Raw genomic sequence first — 17,811 nt, forward strand, 5'->3', positions numbered from 1 at the left:
CGTTTTGCGGGTAACACTTCGCCATGAACAAAGCTTTTACCAAGGAAACCGACGCCGATACCGACGACGATCTTGTGTCGCAGCCGCTCCCAGTTGGTGGGAAGAACTACATCACCCCCCAAGGTTATGCTCGGTTGCGCTCGGAGCTGTTGGAGTTGATTGACACGGAGCGTCCGAAGATCGTGGAGATCGTCCATTGGGCGGCCAGCAATGGGGATCGCTCCGAGAATGGGGACTACCTCTACGGCAAAAAAAGGTTGCGCGAAATTGACCGGCGCATCAGATTTCTGACCAAGCGACTAGAGATTGCAGAGATCGTCGAGCCAGCCATCCACCATGGAAGCGATCAGGTATTTTTTGGTGCAACCGTTACTTACCTGGAAGACGACAGCGTGGAGCGGACAATCACCATACTGGGGATAGATGAGGCTGAAAGCGGCCACGGCCAAGTGAGCTGGATGTCACCGGTAGCGCGTGCACTCCTGAAGTCCAGGGTGGGTGACGAAATTTCACTGGCTGCCCCTGGAGGTATGCATCGGCTGGAGGTGATGGATGTTCAGTATCCTGATAAGCCTTGGCAAAGCGGGGTCTGAACCGGTCACCTTCACCTTGCCGGGCCCACAGTTCAGGCTTGGGGAATGATTCGAGACGCTCTGATCACAGCCTGTGTGCGTCGCAATCCGCGCAATGCTGATTCGAGATGGGCCTGATCCCGCACTGCCACCACGAAGCGCAGGTCCGTGGTGTCAAGTGCTACCTCGTCGTCCATGTCCACATGGGTTATATCGGCTTCCGAGTTGGCCAGTTCTGACGCCACGCGTGCCAGTACCCCTTTGCCGTTGGTCACGGTAACAACCACCCCGGTCTCGAACATGCGAGAGGGTTCATCCGACCAGTCCACCGCGATGAAGCGCTCGCTGTCCTTGTGTTGCAGCCGCTTGGCGACGCTGCAATGCGCATTGTGGACCACCAAACCTTCTCCACGGCCCAGGTAACCCACGATGCTGTCGCCGGGGACGGGGCGGCAGCAGTGTGCGTACTGGACCGAAGCGTTTTCGCTTCCATCCAGAGTCACAGCGCCTTGGGACAGTTTTTCGTGGGATGTGTATCGCTCTCGGGTCATCAGCAGCGCATCGGGCCGGTGGCCGTGCTCGGACATCAGAACCATGAGTCGCTTAGCGACTATGCTAGCTATGCGCTTGCCCAGCCCCAGGTCTGTCATCAATTCGCTGCGCGAACGGTTCCCCGTGAAGCGAAGCAGTTTGTCCCACATGGGCTGGGTTTCCGTATCCATGGGCGGGAGGCTGACCAGCCCTTCTGCACGCAGGGCTTGCGTCAGCAACTTTTCGCCCAGACCTTCCGATTCGGTTTGTGCCAGAGTCTTGAGGTAGTGCCGAATCTTGGACCGTGCACGGCCCGTGCGCACAAACCCCAGCCATGCCGGATTGGGCGTGGAGATAGGGGCGGTGATGATCTCCACCACGTCGCCATTTTTCAGTTCGGTGCGCAGTGGTACCAGTTCATTGTTGATCTTGCCTGCCGTGGTGCGGTCACCCACATTGCTATGGATGGCATAAGCAAAATCCACCACGGTGGCGCCGCGCGGCAAGGCCATGATCTGGCTCTTGGGCGTGAAGACATACACCGCATCAGGGAACAGGTCGACCTTGACGTGGTCCCAGAATTCAGCGGCATCACGGGTTTCGTTCTGGATGTCCAGCAGCGACTGAAGCCATTTGGTCCCCAGCCTCTCGGCCGCATTACCTTCGCTGTCCTGAGCCTTGTAGAGCCAATGGGCCGCAACGCCTGCCTCGGCGATAACGTGCATTTCATCGGTGCGCATCTGGAACTCGATGTTCACGCCCGAGGGACCTACCAGCGTGGTGTGCAGCGACTGATACCCATTAAGCTTGGGAATGGCAATGTGGTCTTTGAACTTTCCGGGCACGGGCTTGAACATCTGGTGCAGGATGCCCAAAGCGGTGTAGCAGTCGGTGATGCTGGGAACAATCACCCGAAAGCCATACATATCAGTGACCTGGGCAAAGCTCAGGTGCTTGAGGTCCATCTTCTGGTAGATGGCGTATAGGGTTTTTTCACGTCCGGCAAGACGAACCGGCATGCCAATGCGGGAGAACGCAGCATCCACTTCCGCTTGCACCTTTTGCACCAGATCCCGCCGCCGGTTGCGCGACTTGTTGATGGCCTTCGACAGGGTTTGATAACGCCACGGATGCAAATACCGGAACGAAAGATCCTGCAATTCGCGATACGTCTGATTCAAGCCCAGCCGGTGGGCAATCGGTGCATAAATCTCCAGCGTCTCAGAAGAAATTCGACCCCATTTGCTGCGCGGCATGTCTGCCAGCGTGCGCATATTGTGTGTGCGATCTGCCAGCTTGATCAAAATCACGCGAACATCGCGCGCCATCGCCAGCAGCATCTTGCGGAAGGACTCGGCCTGGTTTTCCTCGCGTGTATTGAACTGAAGCTTGTCGAGCTTGGTGAGTCCATCCACGAGTTCGGCGACCGGGGCACCGAAACGATCGATCAGGTCGGCCTTAGTTACGCCGCAATCTTCCATGGCATCGTGCAGCAGCGCCGCCATCAATGCCTGGGCGTCGAGCTTCCAGGTGGCGCAAAGTGCCGCCACCGCAATGGGGTGGGTGATATAGGGCTCACCGCTGTTGCGCAGCTGACCCAGGTGCGCCTCGTCGGCAAAGCGATAGGCTTGCCGCACCAGCTCGATGCTGGTTGGGTCGAGGTAGTCAAGATTGTCTGTCAGTGAGGCAAAGCTGGCCGCCGCTGCATTGGCAGCGGCCGCTGACGCACTGACCGTGCCCGAAGCGGGGGCTTCGCCGGGCCGAATCTGCGTTGCAGAATATGAATTGAGCACCGCGTTCATCCCTTAAATGTAGCGCGGTGGCGCATGAGATACCCGAGGCGCAAAAAAAAGCACCGCTGTGCGGTGCCTTTTGTTCAAGTTGCCAGTCGAAAAGATCAACCGGGAACCTTCTTCAGCATTTCCAGGCCAACTTTGCCTTCGGCGATTTCGCGCAGCGCCGTTACGGCGGGCTTGTTGCGGCTTTCGATGCGCGGGGCGTGACCCTGGCTCAGCATGCGGGCGCGGTATGTGGCGGCCAGCACGAGCTGGAAACGATTGGGAATCTTTTCCAGACAGTCTTCTACGGTGATGCGTGCCATCGGTATTCTCCGGGAATCAGGTGATATTGAGCGACTGGAAGGTGTCAGCACGGGCGCGGCGCTGGGCGGCGTACTTGAGTCGCTGGGCGTGAACTACGGCTTTCAGGTCGAAAAGCGCGCGCTCAAACAACTCATTGATTATAACGAAGTCGAATTTGCTCACCTGGGCCATCTCAATGGCTGCGTTCTTGAGGCGCACTTCGATGACATCTGCCGAGTCTTCGCCCCGGCGCTCCAGGCGCGAGCGCAGCTCTTCCCAGCTGGGCGGCAGGATGAACACGAGGATGGCGTTGGCAAACGCCTTCTTGATCTGGAGTGCGCCCTGGAAGTCGATTTCCAGGATCACGTCCGACCCCTGTGCGATGCGTTCTTCGATGGCTTTTTTGGAGGTGCCGTAGCGGTTGCCATGCACCATGGCCCATTCCACGAAAGCGTTGCCTTGCACCATGGCGTCGAACTCAGGCTCGGATGCGAAAAAATACTCGCGGCCATGTTTTTCCTGCCCGCGCGGAGGGCGTGTGGTGTGCGAGATGGACGGGTGAACGTGGGAGTCGAGTTCGAGAAGGGCCTTGACCAGACTGGATTTGCCGGCGCCGCTGGGGGCTGCCACTACAAAGAGATTTCCTGGGTAATCCATGGGTGATATCCGCTGGGTGCTATCAAAAAAAGAGCGTTATTCGATATTTTGCACTTGCTCGCGCATCTGCTCGATCAACACTTTCATGTCGACGCTGATGCGCGTGAGGTCCAGGGCCGCCGATTTGGAGCCCAGGGTGTTGGCCTCGCGGTGCAATTCCTGGATGAGGAAATCCAGGCGTTTGCCCACTTCGCCGCCTTTTTGGAGCAAGCGCTCGATCTCGTCCAGATGCGAGTTCAGGCGGGTGATTTCTTCGGCCACGTCGATGCGGATGGCAAAGGCTGTTGCCTCGGTGAGTGCGCGGTCGCGTGCGGCTTCTGGAAGGGTGGAGCCGTCGGTCAGGGCCATGGCCTCTTTCCAGCGCTCCATGAAGCGCTGGCGTTGCTGTTCGACCAGCAGGGGCACCATGGGGCCAGCCTGTTGCGCCAGGGTGCGCAACTGACCGAGCCGGTCGTGCAGCATGGCCGCCAGGCGCTCGCCTTCTCGGGCGCGTGCCGCCAGCAATTGTGCGAGTGCCTGCTCCGCCAGGGGCGGCACGGCTTCGCTCCAGTCCTCGGGGCCGCTGCTGGCGTTGGCGCACAGGCGCAGCGCGTCTGCAACGGTGAGGGGGGCGGCTTGGGGGAGCCAGGCCTTCACGGCGTCCTGCAATGAGTTGATGCGTTGCAGCAGGCGGGGTGCCGGGTCCTGGAGGCTGTTGCCATCGTCGTTTTCGAGCGCGGCACGCACTTCCACCTTGCCGCGCTTGAGCTGCGCGGTCAGCATGCCGCGCAACACGGGTTCCAGGGCGCGCAGTTCGTCGGGAAGACGGAACGACAGGTCCAGAAAACGGCTGTTCACCGAGCGGATTTCGAGCCCCAGCCGGCGGGCCTGGGGGGCGCGGGCGTCGGTTTCAGCGCCAGTGGCAGAGGCGCCATGCTGTGCGCTGGCGTATCCGGTCATGCTGTAAACTGGCATTGGACTTTTTTGATGGTTGCTTGCGATCCGGTGATTATCCGGGTTCCGCTCTATACCCGGGTCATCTTCGCAAAATATGTCAAAAATCAAGCCGGCGCCATTGCCGCCCGATACCGTCATTGGGGGCTACCGTGTGGTACGCCGATTGTCTTCCGGCGGCTTTGGTGTGGTCTATCTGGCGCTCGACGCCGAAGGCCAGCAGATCGCTATCAAGGAATACCTGCCTTCTTCCTTGGCCACGCGGGCGCCTGGGGAGCTGCTGCCCAAGGTGCCCCCCGAAAAGCTCTCGCTGTACCGCCTGGGCCTTAAAAGCTTTTTTGAAGAAGGCCGTTCGCTGGCGCAGATCTCGCACGCCTCGGTGGTGAGCGTGCTCAATTTCTTCCGCGAGAACGAAACCGTCTACATGGTGATGAACTACCTGGAGGGCGCCACCCTGCAGGATTTCATCATCACCGCGCGCGATCTGAAGACGCAAAAGGTGTTTCGCGAATCCACCATCCGTTCACTGTTTGACGAGGTGTTGCGCGGCCTGCGTATCGTGCACCAGCACAAGATGCTGCACCTTGATATCAAGCCTGCCAACATTTTCATCACCGACGACAACAAGGCCGTGATGATCGACTTTGGCGCTGCGCGCGAAGTGCTGTCCAAAGAGGGCAACTTCATTCGTCCCATGTACACCCCCGGCTTTGCTGCACCCGAGATGTACCGGCGCGACTCGTCCATGGGCCCGTGGACCGATATTTATGCCGTTGGCGCCTGCATTTACGCCTGCATGCAGGGCTTTCCGCCCAACGAGGCGCCCCAGCGCATCGAGAAAGATCGCCTGTCGCTGGCGCTGACCAAGTTGCGCGGCGTGTATTCGGACAACCTCATCGAGGTGGTGGAGTGGTGCATGGCGCTCGATCCGCTCTCGCGACCGCAGTCTGTTTTTGCGCTGCAAAAAGAGCTCAGCCGCGAGGGCGAGCGCCGCTACACCAAGCTTTCGGTGGCCGAAAAGATGCGGCTGCAGCTCGACACCCTGGTGTCCGACACCAAGAAGAATGTGCAAAAGGTGGGTGATGCCACCGGCATCGGGGCCAAGCCCAAATGAGCACGACCCACGCAAAGCGGGTTCGGGCAAGCTGCATGGTCATTAACGATGCCTTTGCGCATCCTTGTTTGCGCGAGTCACTATGAAGTTTTCGGTATTCCAGATCAGCCGCCGCGGCGGGCGCGAGAAGAACGAAGACCGCATGGGCTACTGCTACACGCGCGAGTCGGGCCTGTTTGTGCTGGCGGACGGCATGGGCGGGCACCCTGAGGGCGAAGTGGCCGCGCAGATTGCGCTGCAAACCATCTCGGCGCTGTTCCAGCGCCAGGCCAAGCCGCAGCTGGAGAACGTGCAGGAGTTCCTGTCGTCTGCACTGCTGGCGGCGCATCACCAGATCCTGCGCTATGCCACCGAAAAAGGCATGCTCGACACACCGCGCACCACGCTGGTGGCAGCCGTGGTGCAAGCGGGCGCGGCTTCGTGGATTCACTGCGGTGACTCGCGCCTGTACATGGTGCGCGGTGGCGAGCTGCTGACCCGCACGCGCGACCATTCCTATCTGGAGCTGCGCAATGCGCCGCCGCCGGGCCTGGACCGCATCAACCGCAATGTGCTGTTCACCTGCCTGGGTTCGCCCACCAAGCCCATTTACGACAGTACCGGGCCCGTGCACCTGGAGCAGGGCGACCGCATTTTGCTGTGCTCGGACGGCCTGTGGGGCACGCTCAGTGACGAAGACATTGCCACCCAGCTGAGCCAGCAGACCGTGTCGAACGCGGTGCCCGACTTGGTCGAGGCCGCCCTGCGCAAGGCAGGCGAGAGCAGCGACAACGTGACCGTGGTGGCGCTCGAGTGGGAAACCCCCGATACCTTCGATTCCACGCAAGGTGTTTCGACCGACAGCATCAGTGACGATGTCTTCGCCTCGACCATTCAGGCCGGGCCCCTGGATGGACTGGTCGATGACCTGGATGACGCCGCCATCGAGCGCTCGATTGCCGAGATCAACGAAGCCATCCGGCGTTCGGCTGCACGCAAGGCTTGAGAGGCTGACCGCATGGCATTGCGCGGCGTTACCGCCCCTGGCCTTGCTTGCGGCTGCCGAGTTGGGCGGCGCGATGAAAATTGCAGCTGCGATTACTCAGCGAGATCGCCGTGCCGCCCCCTTCCAGGCTTTTGGAACCAGCCGCAGCCCCAGGGTCCACTGCCTTCTAACTTCTGATTCACATGACCACCTTTACTCGCACCGGCGGCCGCGCCGCTGATCAACTGCGCCCCGTGCGCATCACCCGCCACTACACCATGCATGCCGAGGGCTCGGTGCTGATCGAGTTTGGCAACACCAAGGTGCTGTGTACGGCTTCAGTGGAAGAAAAAGTGCCGCCGCACCAGCGCGGCACCGGCGAAGGCTGGGTCACGGCCGAATACGGGATGCTGCCCCGCGCCACGCACAAGCGCAGCGACCGCGAGGCGGCCAAGGGCAAGCAAAGCGGCCGCACCCAGGAGATCCAGCGCCTGATCGGCCGCTCGCTGCGGGCGGTGTTTGATCTGAAGCTGCTGGGTGAGCGCACCATCCAGCTCGACTGCGATGTGATCCAGGCCGATGGGGGCACGCGCACTGCTGCCATCACCGGCGCGTGGGTGGCGGCGCAGGACGCGGTCAACCAGCTGCTGGCCGGCGGCAAAATCACGGCGACACCCATCCTGGGGCCCGTGGCCGCCATTTCGGTGGGCATCGTGCAGGGCACGCCGCTGCTGGATCTGGAATATGTGGAAGACGTGGGCTGCGACACCGACATGAATGTGGTGATGACGGGCGCTGGCCATTTTGTGGAAGTGCAGGGCACGGCCGAGGGCGTGGCCTTCACCCGCGCCGAGATGGACCAGCTGCTGGCGCTGGCCGACAAGGGCATCGCCGAGCTGGTGGGTCTGCAACAACAATCGCTATTAAAATAATAGCTGCTTGCGCTTTATCCATAAGCGCTACAAGCCATTTTGACTATGAAACTGGTTCTCGCATCCAACAACCGCGGCAAACTTGCCGAGCTGCAGGCCATGCTGGTGCCCCTGGGCATCGAGCTGGTGCGCCAGGCCGACCTGGGCGTGGGCGAGGCCGAAGAGCCGCACCGCACCTTTGTTGAAAACGCCCTGGCCAAGGCGCGCTTTGCCAGCGCGCACACCGGCCTGCCTGCGCTGGCCGACGACGCAGGCCTGTGCGTGGATGCCTTTGGTGGTCTGCCCGGGGTGGACACCGCCTACTACGCCACGCAGTTTGGCTACGAAAAAGGCGACGACACCAACGTGCGTGCCCTGCTGGAGCAGATGCAGGGCCAGGACAACCGCCGTGCCGCCATGGTCAGCACCCTGGTCGCCGTGCGCAGCCCGCAAGACCCCGAGCCCCTGATCGCCGTGGGCCGCGTGGTGGGCGAGATCACGCGTGCGCCGCGCGGCAGCAACGGCTTCGGGTTCGACCCCGTGATGTTCATCCCCGAATTCGGCCAGACCTTTGCCGAGCTGCCCACCGAGGTCAAAAATGCCCACAGCCACCGGGGCCGTGCGGCGCAGCAGATGCTGGCGCTGATGCGCGAGCGCTGGTTCTGAATTCACCATGGCAGTTTCCATCCCCATCGTTCCCGCTGCTGAGGCCGCGCCCGCGCAGGTGCGCGACATCCAGCACTACATGCGCCCGGGGGTGCTGCAGCTCACCAGCCTGCCGCCGCTGGCCCTGTATGTGCACCTGCCCTGGTGCCTGAAGAAATGCCCGTATTGCGATTTCAACTCGCACGAGTGGCGCGAAGTGGACGGGGCGGGCAATGCGTTGCCCGAAGCCCGCTACCTTGATGCCCTGATGGCTGATCTGGAGGCGGCGCTGCCCCTGGTGTGGGGCCGCAGCGTGCACAGCATCTTCATCGGCGGCGGCACGCCCAGCCTGTTTTCGCCGCAGTCCATCGACCGCCTGATCGGCGACATTCGCGCGCGCCTGCCGCTGGCGGCCGATTGCGAAATTACCCTGGAGGCTAACCCCGGCACCTTCGAAAAAGACCGGTTTCACGCCTTCCGCGCGGCCGGCGTCACGCGCCTGTCGGTGGGCGTGCAAAGTTTTAACGACCGGCACCTGAAGGCCCTGGGCCGCGTGCACGACCGCGCGCAGGCGCTGGCCGCTGTGCAGGAGGCGGCGCAGGCCTTCGATACCTTCAACCTGGACATCATGTATGCGCTGCCTGGCCAGACGCTGCAAGAGCTGGAGCAGGACATGGCCACCGCGCTGGCGCTGGCGCCGCCGCACATCTCCATCTACCACCTCACCATCGAGCCCAACACCTACTTCGCCAAGTTTCCGCCCGCCATTCCACCGGACGATGATGCCTACGCCATGCTCGACCGCATCACCGAGATGACGGGCCAGGCGGGGCTGGCGCGCTATGAGATATCGGCCTACGCCCGGCCAGGCCATGCGTGTTTTCACAACACCAACTACTGGCAATTTGGCGACTACCTGGGGCTGGGCGCGGGCGCGCACAGCAAGCTCAGCTTTGCCCACCGCGTGGTGCGCCAGACGCGTTTTCGCGATCCGCGTCTCTACATGGACAACGCGCTGGCAGGCCGTGCCCTGGCGCAGGACGAGGACGTGCGCCGGGCCGACTTGCCGTTTGAATACATGCTCAATGCGCTGCGCCTGCGCGAGGGTTTTGCCTTGCAGGATTTTGTAGAGCGCACCGGGCTGCCCGTCACCGCCATTGCCAAGGCGCTGGACGAGGCCGAGCGCAAGGGCCTGATCACCCGCGACATGGCCCGTGTGCGCCCCACTGAGCGCGGGTTTGATTTCTTGAACGATCTGCAGGCGCTCTTTTTGGCCGACTGACCGGCGGAAGACCAGGGCGAAATGCCGTCACTGCTGGTCAAAGAATATGCATCAAATATGGCTCTAGCGCTTATTGGTAAAGCGCAAACAGCTATTAAAATATGAGCAAAAAGGTGAAGACAGCCGCCATCGTGCAGGTGGCCGCGGCGCCTGTTCAGCCGCAGCGCACCGCCGTAATCCGCCCTTTGCCGTCCACCACCAGGTTCAGGCGCTCGGCGTTGAACTCCAGCGTCACCACCTGGCGGGGATGCAGTAGGCGGGCCATGGCCGCACCCGAGGCCACCCGGGCCTTTTCAATCACCGACGGGGTGCCCTGCTTGCCAATCACCCCCTGCGCGGGCGCCGCATTGCACACGCCGCCGCGCGGCCCGGGGCCCACCGATGCAGGCGCCGCGCCCGTGGCTCCCGCAGTCCCGCCCATCCCACCTGCTCCCGCTGTACCCGCGCCACTTTGCATGCCCGCGCAGCCCGCCAGCAAAGCGGCGCACAGGCCAGCGGTCAGGCTGGTGGACAGGGTGAGGGCTCGGGTCATCTGCATTGTTGTCTCCTGGAGGAATCGGTGGCGTGGCACGCCGTTGGAGGGGCTACCTTAGCGTGCGCAGGGTGCCGTGGCTGTCACCACAGGTAACGGGTGCTGGCTGGATTGCTCGTTCCACTGGTGGAACACAGCGGGAGCGGAGGTGCCGCAAAGCGGCTTTGCAACAGGGGCGGGTTCCTTCGCTTGCGTCCTACAGACCCGTCGGCGGATTCAGTGAAACTGTGGCCATGACACCGGCACTCCGATCCACCATAACGCGGGCCTTGACGGCGGGGACCGCGGCGAGCCTTTTTTCGGCCGCTGCACTCATGGTGTGCGGCCGGCGGGAAACCGGAAGTTCGGCGGCGCCCATCAATGCCGTGAGCCACTGGTATTGGCGCGAAGAAGCCCTGTATTTCCGGCAGACCGATATCAAACACACGCTGCTGGGTTACCTCACCCACCATGGGGCGTCCGTATTTTGGGGGGCGCTGTTTGCAGGGGCGCTGCATGGGCGACCGGCAGCACGCAACCCGGGCGCCGTGCTGGCTGGCAGCATGGCCACCAGTGCGGCAGCCTGTTTCGTAGATTTTCAACTAACCCCGGAGCGGCTCACGCCCGGCTTCGAACACCGTCTGTCGCATCGGTCTCTTGCGGCGGTCTATGGGGCGTTTGCCGTGGGGCTTGCGGTGGGTGCGCTGCTGGTGGGTGGCAACGATCCGGCGAAATAAAGCGGGGTAGGCCGCGGCGCAGAACGTGGAGGATGTTCAGGGTTGGTGCCGCCGCATCAGCCCAGCAGCTTTTCGAGCGCGCTGATGCCAATGGGGGGCTCCGCCGTCCATGGCACCACCAGCACGTCGTGGCGCGTGTGTTCGGCCACCCGCTCCATCTGCTGGAGCTCACTGTGCAGGCGCGCTTGCAGCAAGGGGTCGCCCGTGCCGGTAGCCAGCAGTGATTTGTTGACGACCCAGGCATAGGGCTCAATCTGGGCCCGGCGCAAGTCGTCCTGTAGCGCAACAGCCTGCGACACCGGGGTGGCTTCGGGCAGCGTGACCAGGATGATCTTGGTGTAGTCGGCGTCTTGCAGCCGCATCAGCGGCGTCACGATGCGCCCGGCGGCTTTGCCTTCAAATTCGCGCACCATCTGGCGGTGGTAGGCGCCGGTGGCATCCATCAGCAGCAAAGAGTGGCCCGTGGGCGCGGTGTCCATCACCACAAACGCGCTTCGGGCCTGCGACACCACATGCGAGAAGGCGTGGAACACCGCCACTTCTTCGGTGCAGGGCGAGCGCAGGTCTTCGATGAGCAGCGCTTTCTCGTCCTCGGTCAGGGTGGCCGAGCGGGCGGCCACAATCTTGTCCACGTATTTCTGCGTTTCGGCCTGCGGGTCGATGCGGCCTACGCTAAGCCCTGGCACCTCTCCGTTCAGTGTGACGGCCAGGTGCGCAGCAGGGTCGGTCGTCGTCAGGTGCACGGACTTTCCCTGGTGAACCAGCCCCAGTGCAATGGCGGCGGCAATGGTGGTTTTGCCCACCCCGCCTTTGCCCATGACCATGATCAGGCCGCGCTCACCCTGCGCCAGCTCGGCCACCAGCTCGGACAGCTTGTGGTGGTCCATGGCGGGCACTGCGGGGGTGGCTGCGCCCGTTGCCGCTGTGGGTTTTGAGGCCAGCAGTCCGCGCAGTGCAGGCAAACCCACCGAGTCCACTGCCCGCAGTGGAATGTGGTCGGCCACCAGGCAGCGCAACGCAGCGGGCATCTCGTCGAGCGCTTTGCGCCCCAGTGCCTCGATGGCCGTGGCAATCGGGTCGTCTGCATGGGTGCGATGGAACACGGCATTCACCACCAGCCGCTGGTTCGTCAGGCCCAGCGCGCGCAGCTCATCCGAGGTGCGGGCCGCCTCATCCAGCGCGCCTTTATCGGGCCGGGCTACCAGCACCACGGTGGTTTGTGTGGCGTCGTTGAGTGCGGCCAGGGCTGCGTTGAAAAGCTGCTCTTGCATTTTCAGGCCCGAGTGCGGCCCCAGGCAGGATGCGCCGCGGTCGTTGCCTTCCAGAAAACCGCTCCAGGCCTTGGGCAGGCTCAGCAGCCTGAGCGTGTGCCCCGTGGGGGCCGTGTCGAACACGACGTGGTCATAGGCGGCACCGCCTTGCGACAGGAGGCTGGAAAATTCGTCAAACGTGGCGATTTCGGTTGTGCACGCGCCAGACAACTGCTCGCGCACCGTGGCAATGTCCTGGTCGCTGGCCTGCGGGCCCATCTGCTCCACCACGCGCGCACGGTAATCCACGGCCGCGGCATCGGGGTCGATGTTGAGCACCTGCAGGCCGGGCACGCCGGGCACCGCCACCGGCTGGTTGCTCAACTCGATGCCCAGCATTTCATCGAGGTTGGAGGCGGCATCCGTGCTGACCAGCAGTACCTTTTTGCCCGCGTCTGCCAGCCCGATCGACACGGCAGTGGAAACCGAGGTTTTACCCACGCCGCCCTTGCCCGTAAAGAAAAGGTACTTGGTGGGCTGATCCAGAAGGGCGATGGGTGTGGGCATGGGATTCCTGAAAAGTGCGCGCAGGCGGTGAAGGTGCAAGGCGCCAATGGCGATACTTTACAATAATTCAACAATCATTGTATAGTTGCTGCATGACTGAAATTGACGCTGTCCGTTCGCTCGCCGCCCTGGCCCAGGAGGTGCGCCTGAGGGTGTTTCGTGCGCTGGTCGTGGCCGGTACCGAGGGGCTTACGCCCGGTGCGCTGGCAGAGCTGCTGGATGTGGCCCCCAACACCCTGTCGTTTCATCTCAAAGAACTCACCCATTCAAATCTGGTGAGCCAGGAGCGCCAGGGCCGCAACCTGATTTACCGCGCATCCATCACCACCATGAACGAGTTGCTGGGCTTTCTGACCGAAAACTGTTGCCAGGGCGCTGACTGCCTGGCGCCCCAGGCAACGTCTTGCGATTGCTGAATACAAGGAGACCACCATGAAGCGATTCCACGTCCACATCCATGTCGATGATCTTGCCCAGAGCATTGCGTTTTATTCGCGGCTGTTTGCCGCCGAGCCGGCGCGCGTTGAAGCGGACTACGCCAAGTGGATGCTGGACGACCCGCGCGTGAACTTTGCGATCTCTACCCGGGGCGACACGCCGGGGCTGGATCACCTGGGTTTTCAGGTGGACGATGCCGCCGAGCTGGCGCAGTTGAAAGCCCGCGCCGAATCGGCCGATATGGCGCTGCTTGACGAAGGTGCCACCAGCTGCTGCTATGCCCGCAGCGAAAAGCACTGGATCACCGATCCCCAAGGCATTGCCTGGGAGCATTTCCACACGCTGGGCAATATTCCGGTGTTCAACGAGCCGGGCAAAACCCCCGAAGTCGGTGCATGCTGTGCGCCCGCCGCCGCACGCGCGGCCGTGCCGGGCCGCGACAAGGCCGCAGCGGCGTGCTGCGCTCCGGGCCAATGCTGAAGCGTCTCTGAACGAGGTTGCCGTTGGGGGGGGTGGCTTGCGCAGTTGCGCAGTCACTCCAACGATCTGTCATCCATCTGTCATTGAATAATGCAATATTTCAATGAATATAGAACTAATAAAAGAAAGCGTGTCATGAAAGTCGGTATCAACGGAATGGGCCGCATTGGCCGTCTGGCGCTGCGCGCGGCCATGGGCGCCGCCGAGCGCCCGCTGGACGACCCACGCGGCGGCAATCGCCTGGAAGTGGTGCACCTGAATGAAATCAAAGGCGGCGCTGCCGCCACCGCCCACCTGCTGGCGTTTGACACGGTGCAGGGCAAGTGGCGCGAGCGCATTGCCGCCGAGGGCGACAACGCCATCACCATCGGCGCCCAGCGGCTCTCGTTCAGCGCGCACCCCACAGCGGCAGACATCCCCTGGGGCGATCTGGGCGTAGACGTGGTGCTGGAGTGCACAGGCAAATTCTTGATGCCCGAAACCATTCAGGGCCACCTGGACCGCGGCGCCAAGCGCGTCATTGTGGCCGCGCCGGTGAAGGTGGGCGACGTGCTCAACATCGTGGTCGGCGTGAACCACCAGCTGTACGATCCTGCCAAAAACCGCATCGTCACGGCGGCGTCGTGCACCACCAACTGCCTGGCACCGGTGGTGAAAGTGGTGCACGAGCAGCTGGGCATCCGTCACGGACAAATCACCACCATCCACAACCCGACCAACACCAACGTGGTGGTGGACGCGCCACACAAAGACCTGCGCCGTGCCCGCAGTGCCATGGAAAGCCTGGCACCCACGTCCACCGGCAGCGCCACCGCCATTGCGCTGATTTACCCAGAGCTCAAGGGCAAGCTCAACGGCCACGCGGTGCGCGCCCCGGTGCTCAATGCGTCACTCACCGATTGCGTGTTTGAACTGCAGCGTGAGACAACGGCCGAGGAGGTGAATGCGCTGTTCCAGCACGCTGCATCGTCTTACCTGTCGGGCATTCTGGGTTACGAAACGCTGCCCCTGGTGAGCGCCGACTACGCCCGCGATACGCGCAGCTCCATCGTCGATGCGTTGTCCACCATGGTCACCGACGGCACGCTCTTGAAGGTGTACGCCTGGTACGACAATGAAATGGGCTATGCCTGCCGCATGGTCGATCTGGCCTGCCACATGCGCGATGTGGGTGTCTGAAATGCAAAGCCACGCCACCCGCAACTACGCCATCGTCACTGCAGCCTATTGGGGCTTCACCCTCACCGATGGCGCACTGCGCATGCTGGTGCTGCTGCATTTTTACCGCCTGGGGTATTCGCCGTTCGCACTGGCTTTTCTGTTTTTGCTCTATGAAGCGGCTGGCGTGCTGGCCAACCTGATTGGCGGCTGGCTGGCCACGCGATATGGCATCACGCGCATGCTGACTGTGGGGCTGGTGACGCAAATCATCGGTTTTAGCTTGCTGGCGCAACTCAACCCCGAGTGGTCGGTAGCCATGTCGGTGGCCTGGGTGGTGCTGGCGCAGGGCATTTGCGGCGTAGCCAAAGATTTGACCAAAACCGCCAGCAAATCGGCCATCAAGGTCACCTCGGCGCAGGCCCAAGAGCAGGGTGCTGGCCAGCTGTTCAAGTGGGTCGCCTGGTTTACGGGCAGCAAGAACGCCATGAAGGGCGTGGGTTTCTTTTTGGGCGGTTTGCTGCTGGAGGCGCTGGGCTTTCAGCAGGCACTGTGGGCCATGGCGGCGCTGCTGGCGATGGTGCTGGCGGGCGTGGTCACCTCGCTGCCCCGGATGATGGGCAAGAGCAAGGCCTCCAAATCGGCCAAGGAGCTGTTCGCCAAAAACGCAGGCATCAATGCGCTGGCCGCCGCCCGCGTGGTGCTGTTTGGCGCGCGCGATGTGTGGTTTGTGGTGGGTGTGCCGGTGTTTCTGTATTCGCAGGGCTGGACGTTCACCATGGTGGGCGGCTTTCTGGCAGCCTGGACCATTGGCTATGGTCTGGTGCAGGCCATGGCGCCGCAACTGGTCAAACGCAGCCAGGACGGCCTGAGCACCGAAGTGCCCGCCGCACGGCTGTGGTCGGCTATTTTGGCGGTGGTTCCTGTGGCCATTGCCTTAGCGGTGGCCATGCAGGCGCCCTATCTGGAGTGGGTGGTAGTGGGCGGCCTGGGTGTGTTTGGCTTTGCATTCGCCGTCAACTCGTCGGTTCACTCGTACCTCATCCTGGCCTACGCGGGCTCTGAAAAGGCCGCCGAGGACGTGGGCTTTTACTACGCTGCCAACGCCCTCGGGCGTTTCATGGGCACGCTGATGTCTGGCCTGCTGTACCAGTGGGGCGGGCTTCTTTACGCCCTCATCGGGTCTGCCGTGATGCTGGCCATTTGCTGGCTGGTCACGCTGGCTTTGCCGGTGACCACCGCGCATAAAACACCGGCTACGGCTTGAAAGCTGCCCACCTCATTCCCTCTACCCCTCCACTGTTGCTGCTGAAAGTGGCTATTCACATGTCAAACCGCGTCTACAACGTACTCTTCATCTGCACGCATAACTCCGCGCGCAGCATCCTCGCCGAGGCCATCCTGAACCAGAAGGGTGAGGGGAAATTCCGTGCATTCAGCGCTGGCAGCCACCCGGCTGGCCAGGTCAACCCGCATGCGCTGGATCTATTGCAAAGAAACCGGTTTTCGACGGAGGGCTTGCGCAGCAAAAACTGGGACGAGTTTGCGGCCCCCAATGCGCCGGTCATGGATTACGTGCTGACGGTTTGCGACAAGGCCGCCGGTGAGGTGTGCCCAATCTGGCCAGGCCAGCCGATGTCGGCGCACTGGGGCGTCGAAGACCCGGCGGCGGTGCAAGGCGATGAAGACGCAGTGAACAAAGCGTTCAAAGACGCGTTTATCCTCATGAGTCGCCGCATCTCGCTCTTCCTGAGCCTGCCCATCGACAAGCTCGACAAACTGTCGCTGCAAAAAGAGCTTGTCCACATTGGACAAACCACAGACTGAGGCATCCACATTTTGACGGGCCTGGACTTTCAACGGTCCAGGCCTTTTCCTTTGAAAGAGGTAGTCCACCATGGGACTGTTTGAACGGTATTTGACGATCTGGGTTGCGCTGGGCATTGCTGCAGGCGTGGGACTGGGGCTGCTTCTTCCAGGATTCTTCCAGGCCGTCGCAGGCCTGGAGATCGCGCAGGTCAACCTGGTGGTTGCAGTGTTCATCTGGGTGATGATTTATCCGATGATGATCCAGGTCGACTGGGCCGCCATCAAGGACGTGGGCAAGAAGCCGCAAGGGCTGCTGCTGACCCTGGTGGTCAATTGGCTCATCAAACCGTTCACCATGGCCGCGCTGGGTGTCCTGTTTTTCCAATACATCTTCGCGCCCTGGGTAGACCCCCAATCGGCCAGCGAATACATCGCCGGCATGATTTTGCTGGGCGTTGCGCCTTGCACCGCCATGGTGTTTGTGTGGAGCCAGCTCGTCAAAGGCGACGCGAACTACACGCTGGTGCAGGTCTCGGTGAACGATCTGGTGATGGTGGTGGCTTTTGCTCCCATCGCCGCATTTTTGCTTGGCGTAACCAACGTCACCGTGCCCTGGGAGACGCTGGTTCTGTCCACCGTGTTGTATGTGGTGCTGCCCCTGGCGGCTGGAATGGCCACACGCCATTTGCTGGCCAGGCGGTCACCTTTGGCGGTGGGCGCGTTGGTGGCGCGGCTCAAGCCCTGGTCCATCGTGGGCCTCATTGCAACCGTGGTGCTGTTGTTTGGTTTTCAGGCGGGCACCATTGTCGAGAAACCGGCTGTGATCGGCCTGATTGCCATCCCGCTAATTTTGCAAACCTACGGCATTTTCTTCATCGCCTGGTGGGGCGCAAAGCTGCTCAAGCTGCCCCACGATGTGGCTGGCCCTGCCTGCCTTATTGGCACATCCAACTTCTTTGAGCTGGCAGTGGCTGTGGCCATTTCGCTTTTTGGTCTCAACTCTGGCGCCGCCCTCGCCACGGTGGTCGGCGTGCTGGTGGAGGTGCCTGTGATGCTGTCGCTGGTGGCAATTGTCAATGCCTGGCGGCCGAGTGTTTCCACTCCTCGCGCATGATGGACGGGGGTGTTCTGCTTTGCTATCGAAACGCGCGCTTATCCTTAGCCCGTCCAG

The 17,811-nt window shown here is 62.1% G+C and carries 19 protein-coding genes; 13 read left to right on the plus strand and 6 right to left on the minus strand.

Features of this window, described 5'->3' with window-relative positions; genetic code table 11:
• Window positions 1–23: 23 nt before the first annotated feature.
• Complete coding sequence (gene greB, locus K226_RS0107675) at window positions 24–593, plus strand: transcription elongation factor GreB (protein WP_024814249.1); 570 nt, start codon at window positions 24–26, stop codon at window positions 591–593.
• 32 nt (window positions 594–625) lie between these two features.
• Here greB and K226_RS0107680 read toward each other — a convergent pair whose 3' ends face one another.
• The 4 genes from K226_RS0107680 to K226_RS0107695 form a co-directional block, all read right to left on the minus strand.
• Window positions 626–2,905 carry a bifunctional (p)ppGpp synthetase/guanosine-3',5'-bis(diphosphate) 3'-pyrophosphohydrolase gene (locus tag K226_RS0107680; protein WP_024814250.1) on the minus strand — a complete coding sequence of 760 codons (2,280 nt, stop codon included), beginning with the start codon at window positions 2,903–2,905 and terminating at the stop codon, window positions 626–628.
• Between the two features lie 95 nt (window positions 2,906–3,000).
• Window positions 3,001–3,204 (minus strand): DNA-directed RNA polymerase subunit omega, encoded by a 204-nt coding sequence (rpoZ, locus tag K226_RS0107685; protein ID WP_005794722.1) that lies wholly within the window; start codon window positions 3,202–3,204, stop codon window positions 3,001–3,003.
• A gap of 16 nt (window positions 3,205–3,220) precedes the next feature.
• On the minus strand, window positions 3,221–3,841 hold the full coding sequence (gmk, locus tag K226_RS0107690; RefSeq protein ID WP_024814251.1) for a guanylate kinase: 621 nt from the start codon (window positions 3,839–3,841) through the stop codon (window positions 3,221–3,223).
• Window positions 3,842–3,877: 36 nt separating this feature from the next.
• Window positions 3,878–4,795: a YicC/YloC family endoribonuclease gene (locus K226_RS0107695; RefSeq protein WP_202899879.1), complete on the minus strand. Its 918-nt coding sequence runs from the start codon at window positions 4,793–4,795 to the stop codon at window positions 3,878–3,880.
• Between the two features lie 76 nt (window positions 4,796–4,871).
• On the opposite strand from K226_RS0107695, the gene K226_RS0107700 reads away from it, so the two are divergent.
• The 5 genes from K226_RS0107700 (at window position 4,872) to hemW (ending at window position 9,690) form a co-directional block, all read left to right on the plus strand.
• Window positions 4,872–5,888, plus strand: coding sequence for a serine/threonine-protein kinase (locus tag K226_RS0107700; RefSeq protein WP_024814253.1), 1,017 nt, complete (start codon window positions 4,872–4,874; stop codon window positions 5,886–5,888).
• Between the two features lie 82 nt (window positions 5,889–5,970).
• Entirely contained in the window at window positions 5,971–6,873 is a 903-nt protein-coding gene (locus tag K226_RS0107705; RefSeq protein ID WP_024814254.1) for a PP2C family serine/threonine-protein phosphatase, read from the plus strand.
• A 182-nt stretch (window positions 6,874–7,055) separates the two neighbouring features.
• Window positions 7,056–7,784, plus strand: a complete 729-nt coding sequence (rph, locus tag K226_RS0107710) for a ribonuclease PH (RefSeq protein WP_024814255.1) — start codon at window positions 7,056–7,058, stop codon at window positions 7,782–7,784.
• A 45-nt stretch (window positions 7,785–7,829) separates the two neighbouring features.
• Window positions 7,830–8,429, plus strand: a complete 600-nt coding sequence (gene rdgB, locus K226_RS0107715) for an RdgB/HAM1 family non-canonical purine NTP pyrophosphatase (RefSeq protein WP_024814256.1) — start codon at window positions 7,830–7,832, stop codon at window positions 8,427–8,429.
• Between the two features lie 7 nt (window positions 8,430–8,436).
• Complete coding sequence (hemW, locus tag K226_RS0107720) at window positions 8,437–9,690, plus strand: radical SAM family heme chaperone HemW (protein WP_024814257.1); 1,254 nt, start codon at window positions 8,437–8,439, stop codon at window positions 9,688–9,690.
• Window positions 9,691–9,844: 154 nt separating this feature from the next.
• Here hemW and K226_RS0107725 read toward each other — a convergent pair whose 3' ends face one another.
• Window positions 9,845–10,228: an I78 family peptidase inhibitor gene (locus K226_RS0107725; RefSeq protein WP_024814258.1), complete on the minus strand. Its 384-nt coding sequence runs from the start codon at window positions 10,226–10,228 to the stop codon at window positions 9,845–9,847.
• A 227-nt stretch (window positions 10,229–10,455) separates the two neighbouring features.
• Here K226_RS0107725 and K226_RS0107730 point away from each other — a divergent pair, with 227 nt between their 5' ends.
• Entirely contained in the window at window positions 10,456–10,938 is a 483-nt protein-coding gene (locus K226_RS0107730; RefSeq protein ID WP_024814259.1) for a hypothetical protein, read from the plus strand.
• Window positions 10,939–10,994: 56 nt separating this feature from the next.
• Here the strand turns inward: K226_RS0107730 and arsA are convergent, their stop codons facing one another.
• Window positions 10,995–12,755 (minus strand): arsenical pump-driving ATPase, encoded by a 1,761-nt coding sequence (arsA, locus tag K226_RS0107735; protein WP_024814260.1) that lies wholly within the window; start codon window positions 12,753–12,755, stop codon window positions 10,995–10,997.
• Between the two features lie 92 nt (window positions 12,756–12,847).
• Here arsA and K226_RS0107740 point away from each other — a divergent pair, with 92 nt between their 5' ends.
• The 6 genes from K226_RS0107740 (at window position 12,848) to arsB (ending at window position 17,754) form a co-directional block, all read left to right on the plus strand.
• Window positions 12,848–13,171 carry a helix-turn-helix transcriptional regulator gene (locus tag K226_RS0107740; RefSeq protein ID WP_024814261.1) on the plus strand — a complete coding sequence of 108 codons (324 nt, stop codon included), beginning with the start codon at window positions 12,848–12,850 and terminating at the stop codon, window positions 13,169–13,171.
• A 16-nt stretch (window positions 13,172–13,187) separates the two neighbouring features.
• Complete coding sequence (locus K226_RS0107745; RefSeq protein WP_024814262.1) at window positions 13,188–13,673, plus strand: ArsI/CadI family heavy metal resistance metalloenzyme; 486 nt, start codon at window positions 13,188–13,190, stop codon at window positions 13,671–13,673.
• Window positions 13,674–13,808: 135 nt separating this feature from the next.
• Window positions 13,809–14,852: an ArsJ-associated glyceraldehyde-3-phosphate dehydrogenase gene (locus K226_RS0107750; protein ID WP_024814263.1), complete on the plus strand. Its 1,044-nt coding sequence runs from the start codon at window positions 13,809–13,811 to the stop codon at window positions 14,850–14,852.
• The gene (arsJ, locus tag K226_RS0107755) at window positions 14,839–16,098 is read left to right on the plus strand and encodes an organoarsenical effux MFS transporter ArsJ (RefSeq protein ID WP_024814264.1); all 1,260 of its coding nucleotides are present in this window, start codon (window positions 14,839–14,841) and stop codon (window positions 16,096–16,098) included. The genes K226_RS0107750 and arsJ overlap by 14 nt, the downstream gene beginning before the upstream one ends.
• 59 nt (window positions 16,099–16,157) lie before the next feature.
• Window positions 16,158–16,658, plus strand: coding sequence for an arsenate reductase ArsC (locus K226_RS0107760; protein ID WP_024814265.1), 501 nt, complete (start codon window positions 16,158–16,160; stop codon window positions 16,656–16,658).
• Between the two features lie 70 nt (window positions 16,659–16,728).
• Window positions 16,729–17,754, plus strand: coding sequence for an ACR3 family arsenite efflux transporter (arsB, locus tag K226_RS0107765; RefSeq protein WP_024814266.1), 1,026 nt, complete (start codon window positions 16,729–16,731; stop codon window positions 17,752–17,754).
• Window positions 17,755–17,811: the final 57 nt, after the last annotated feature.

Origin of the sequence: Acidovorax sp. JHL-3, assembly GCF_000526295.1 — a bacterium.
GTDB classification, from domain to species: Bacteria; Pseudomonadota; Gammaproteobacteria; order Burkholderiales; family Burkholderiaceae_C; genus Acidovorax; species Acidovorax defluvii.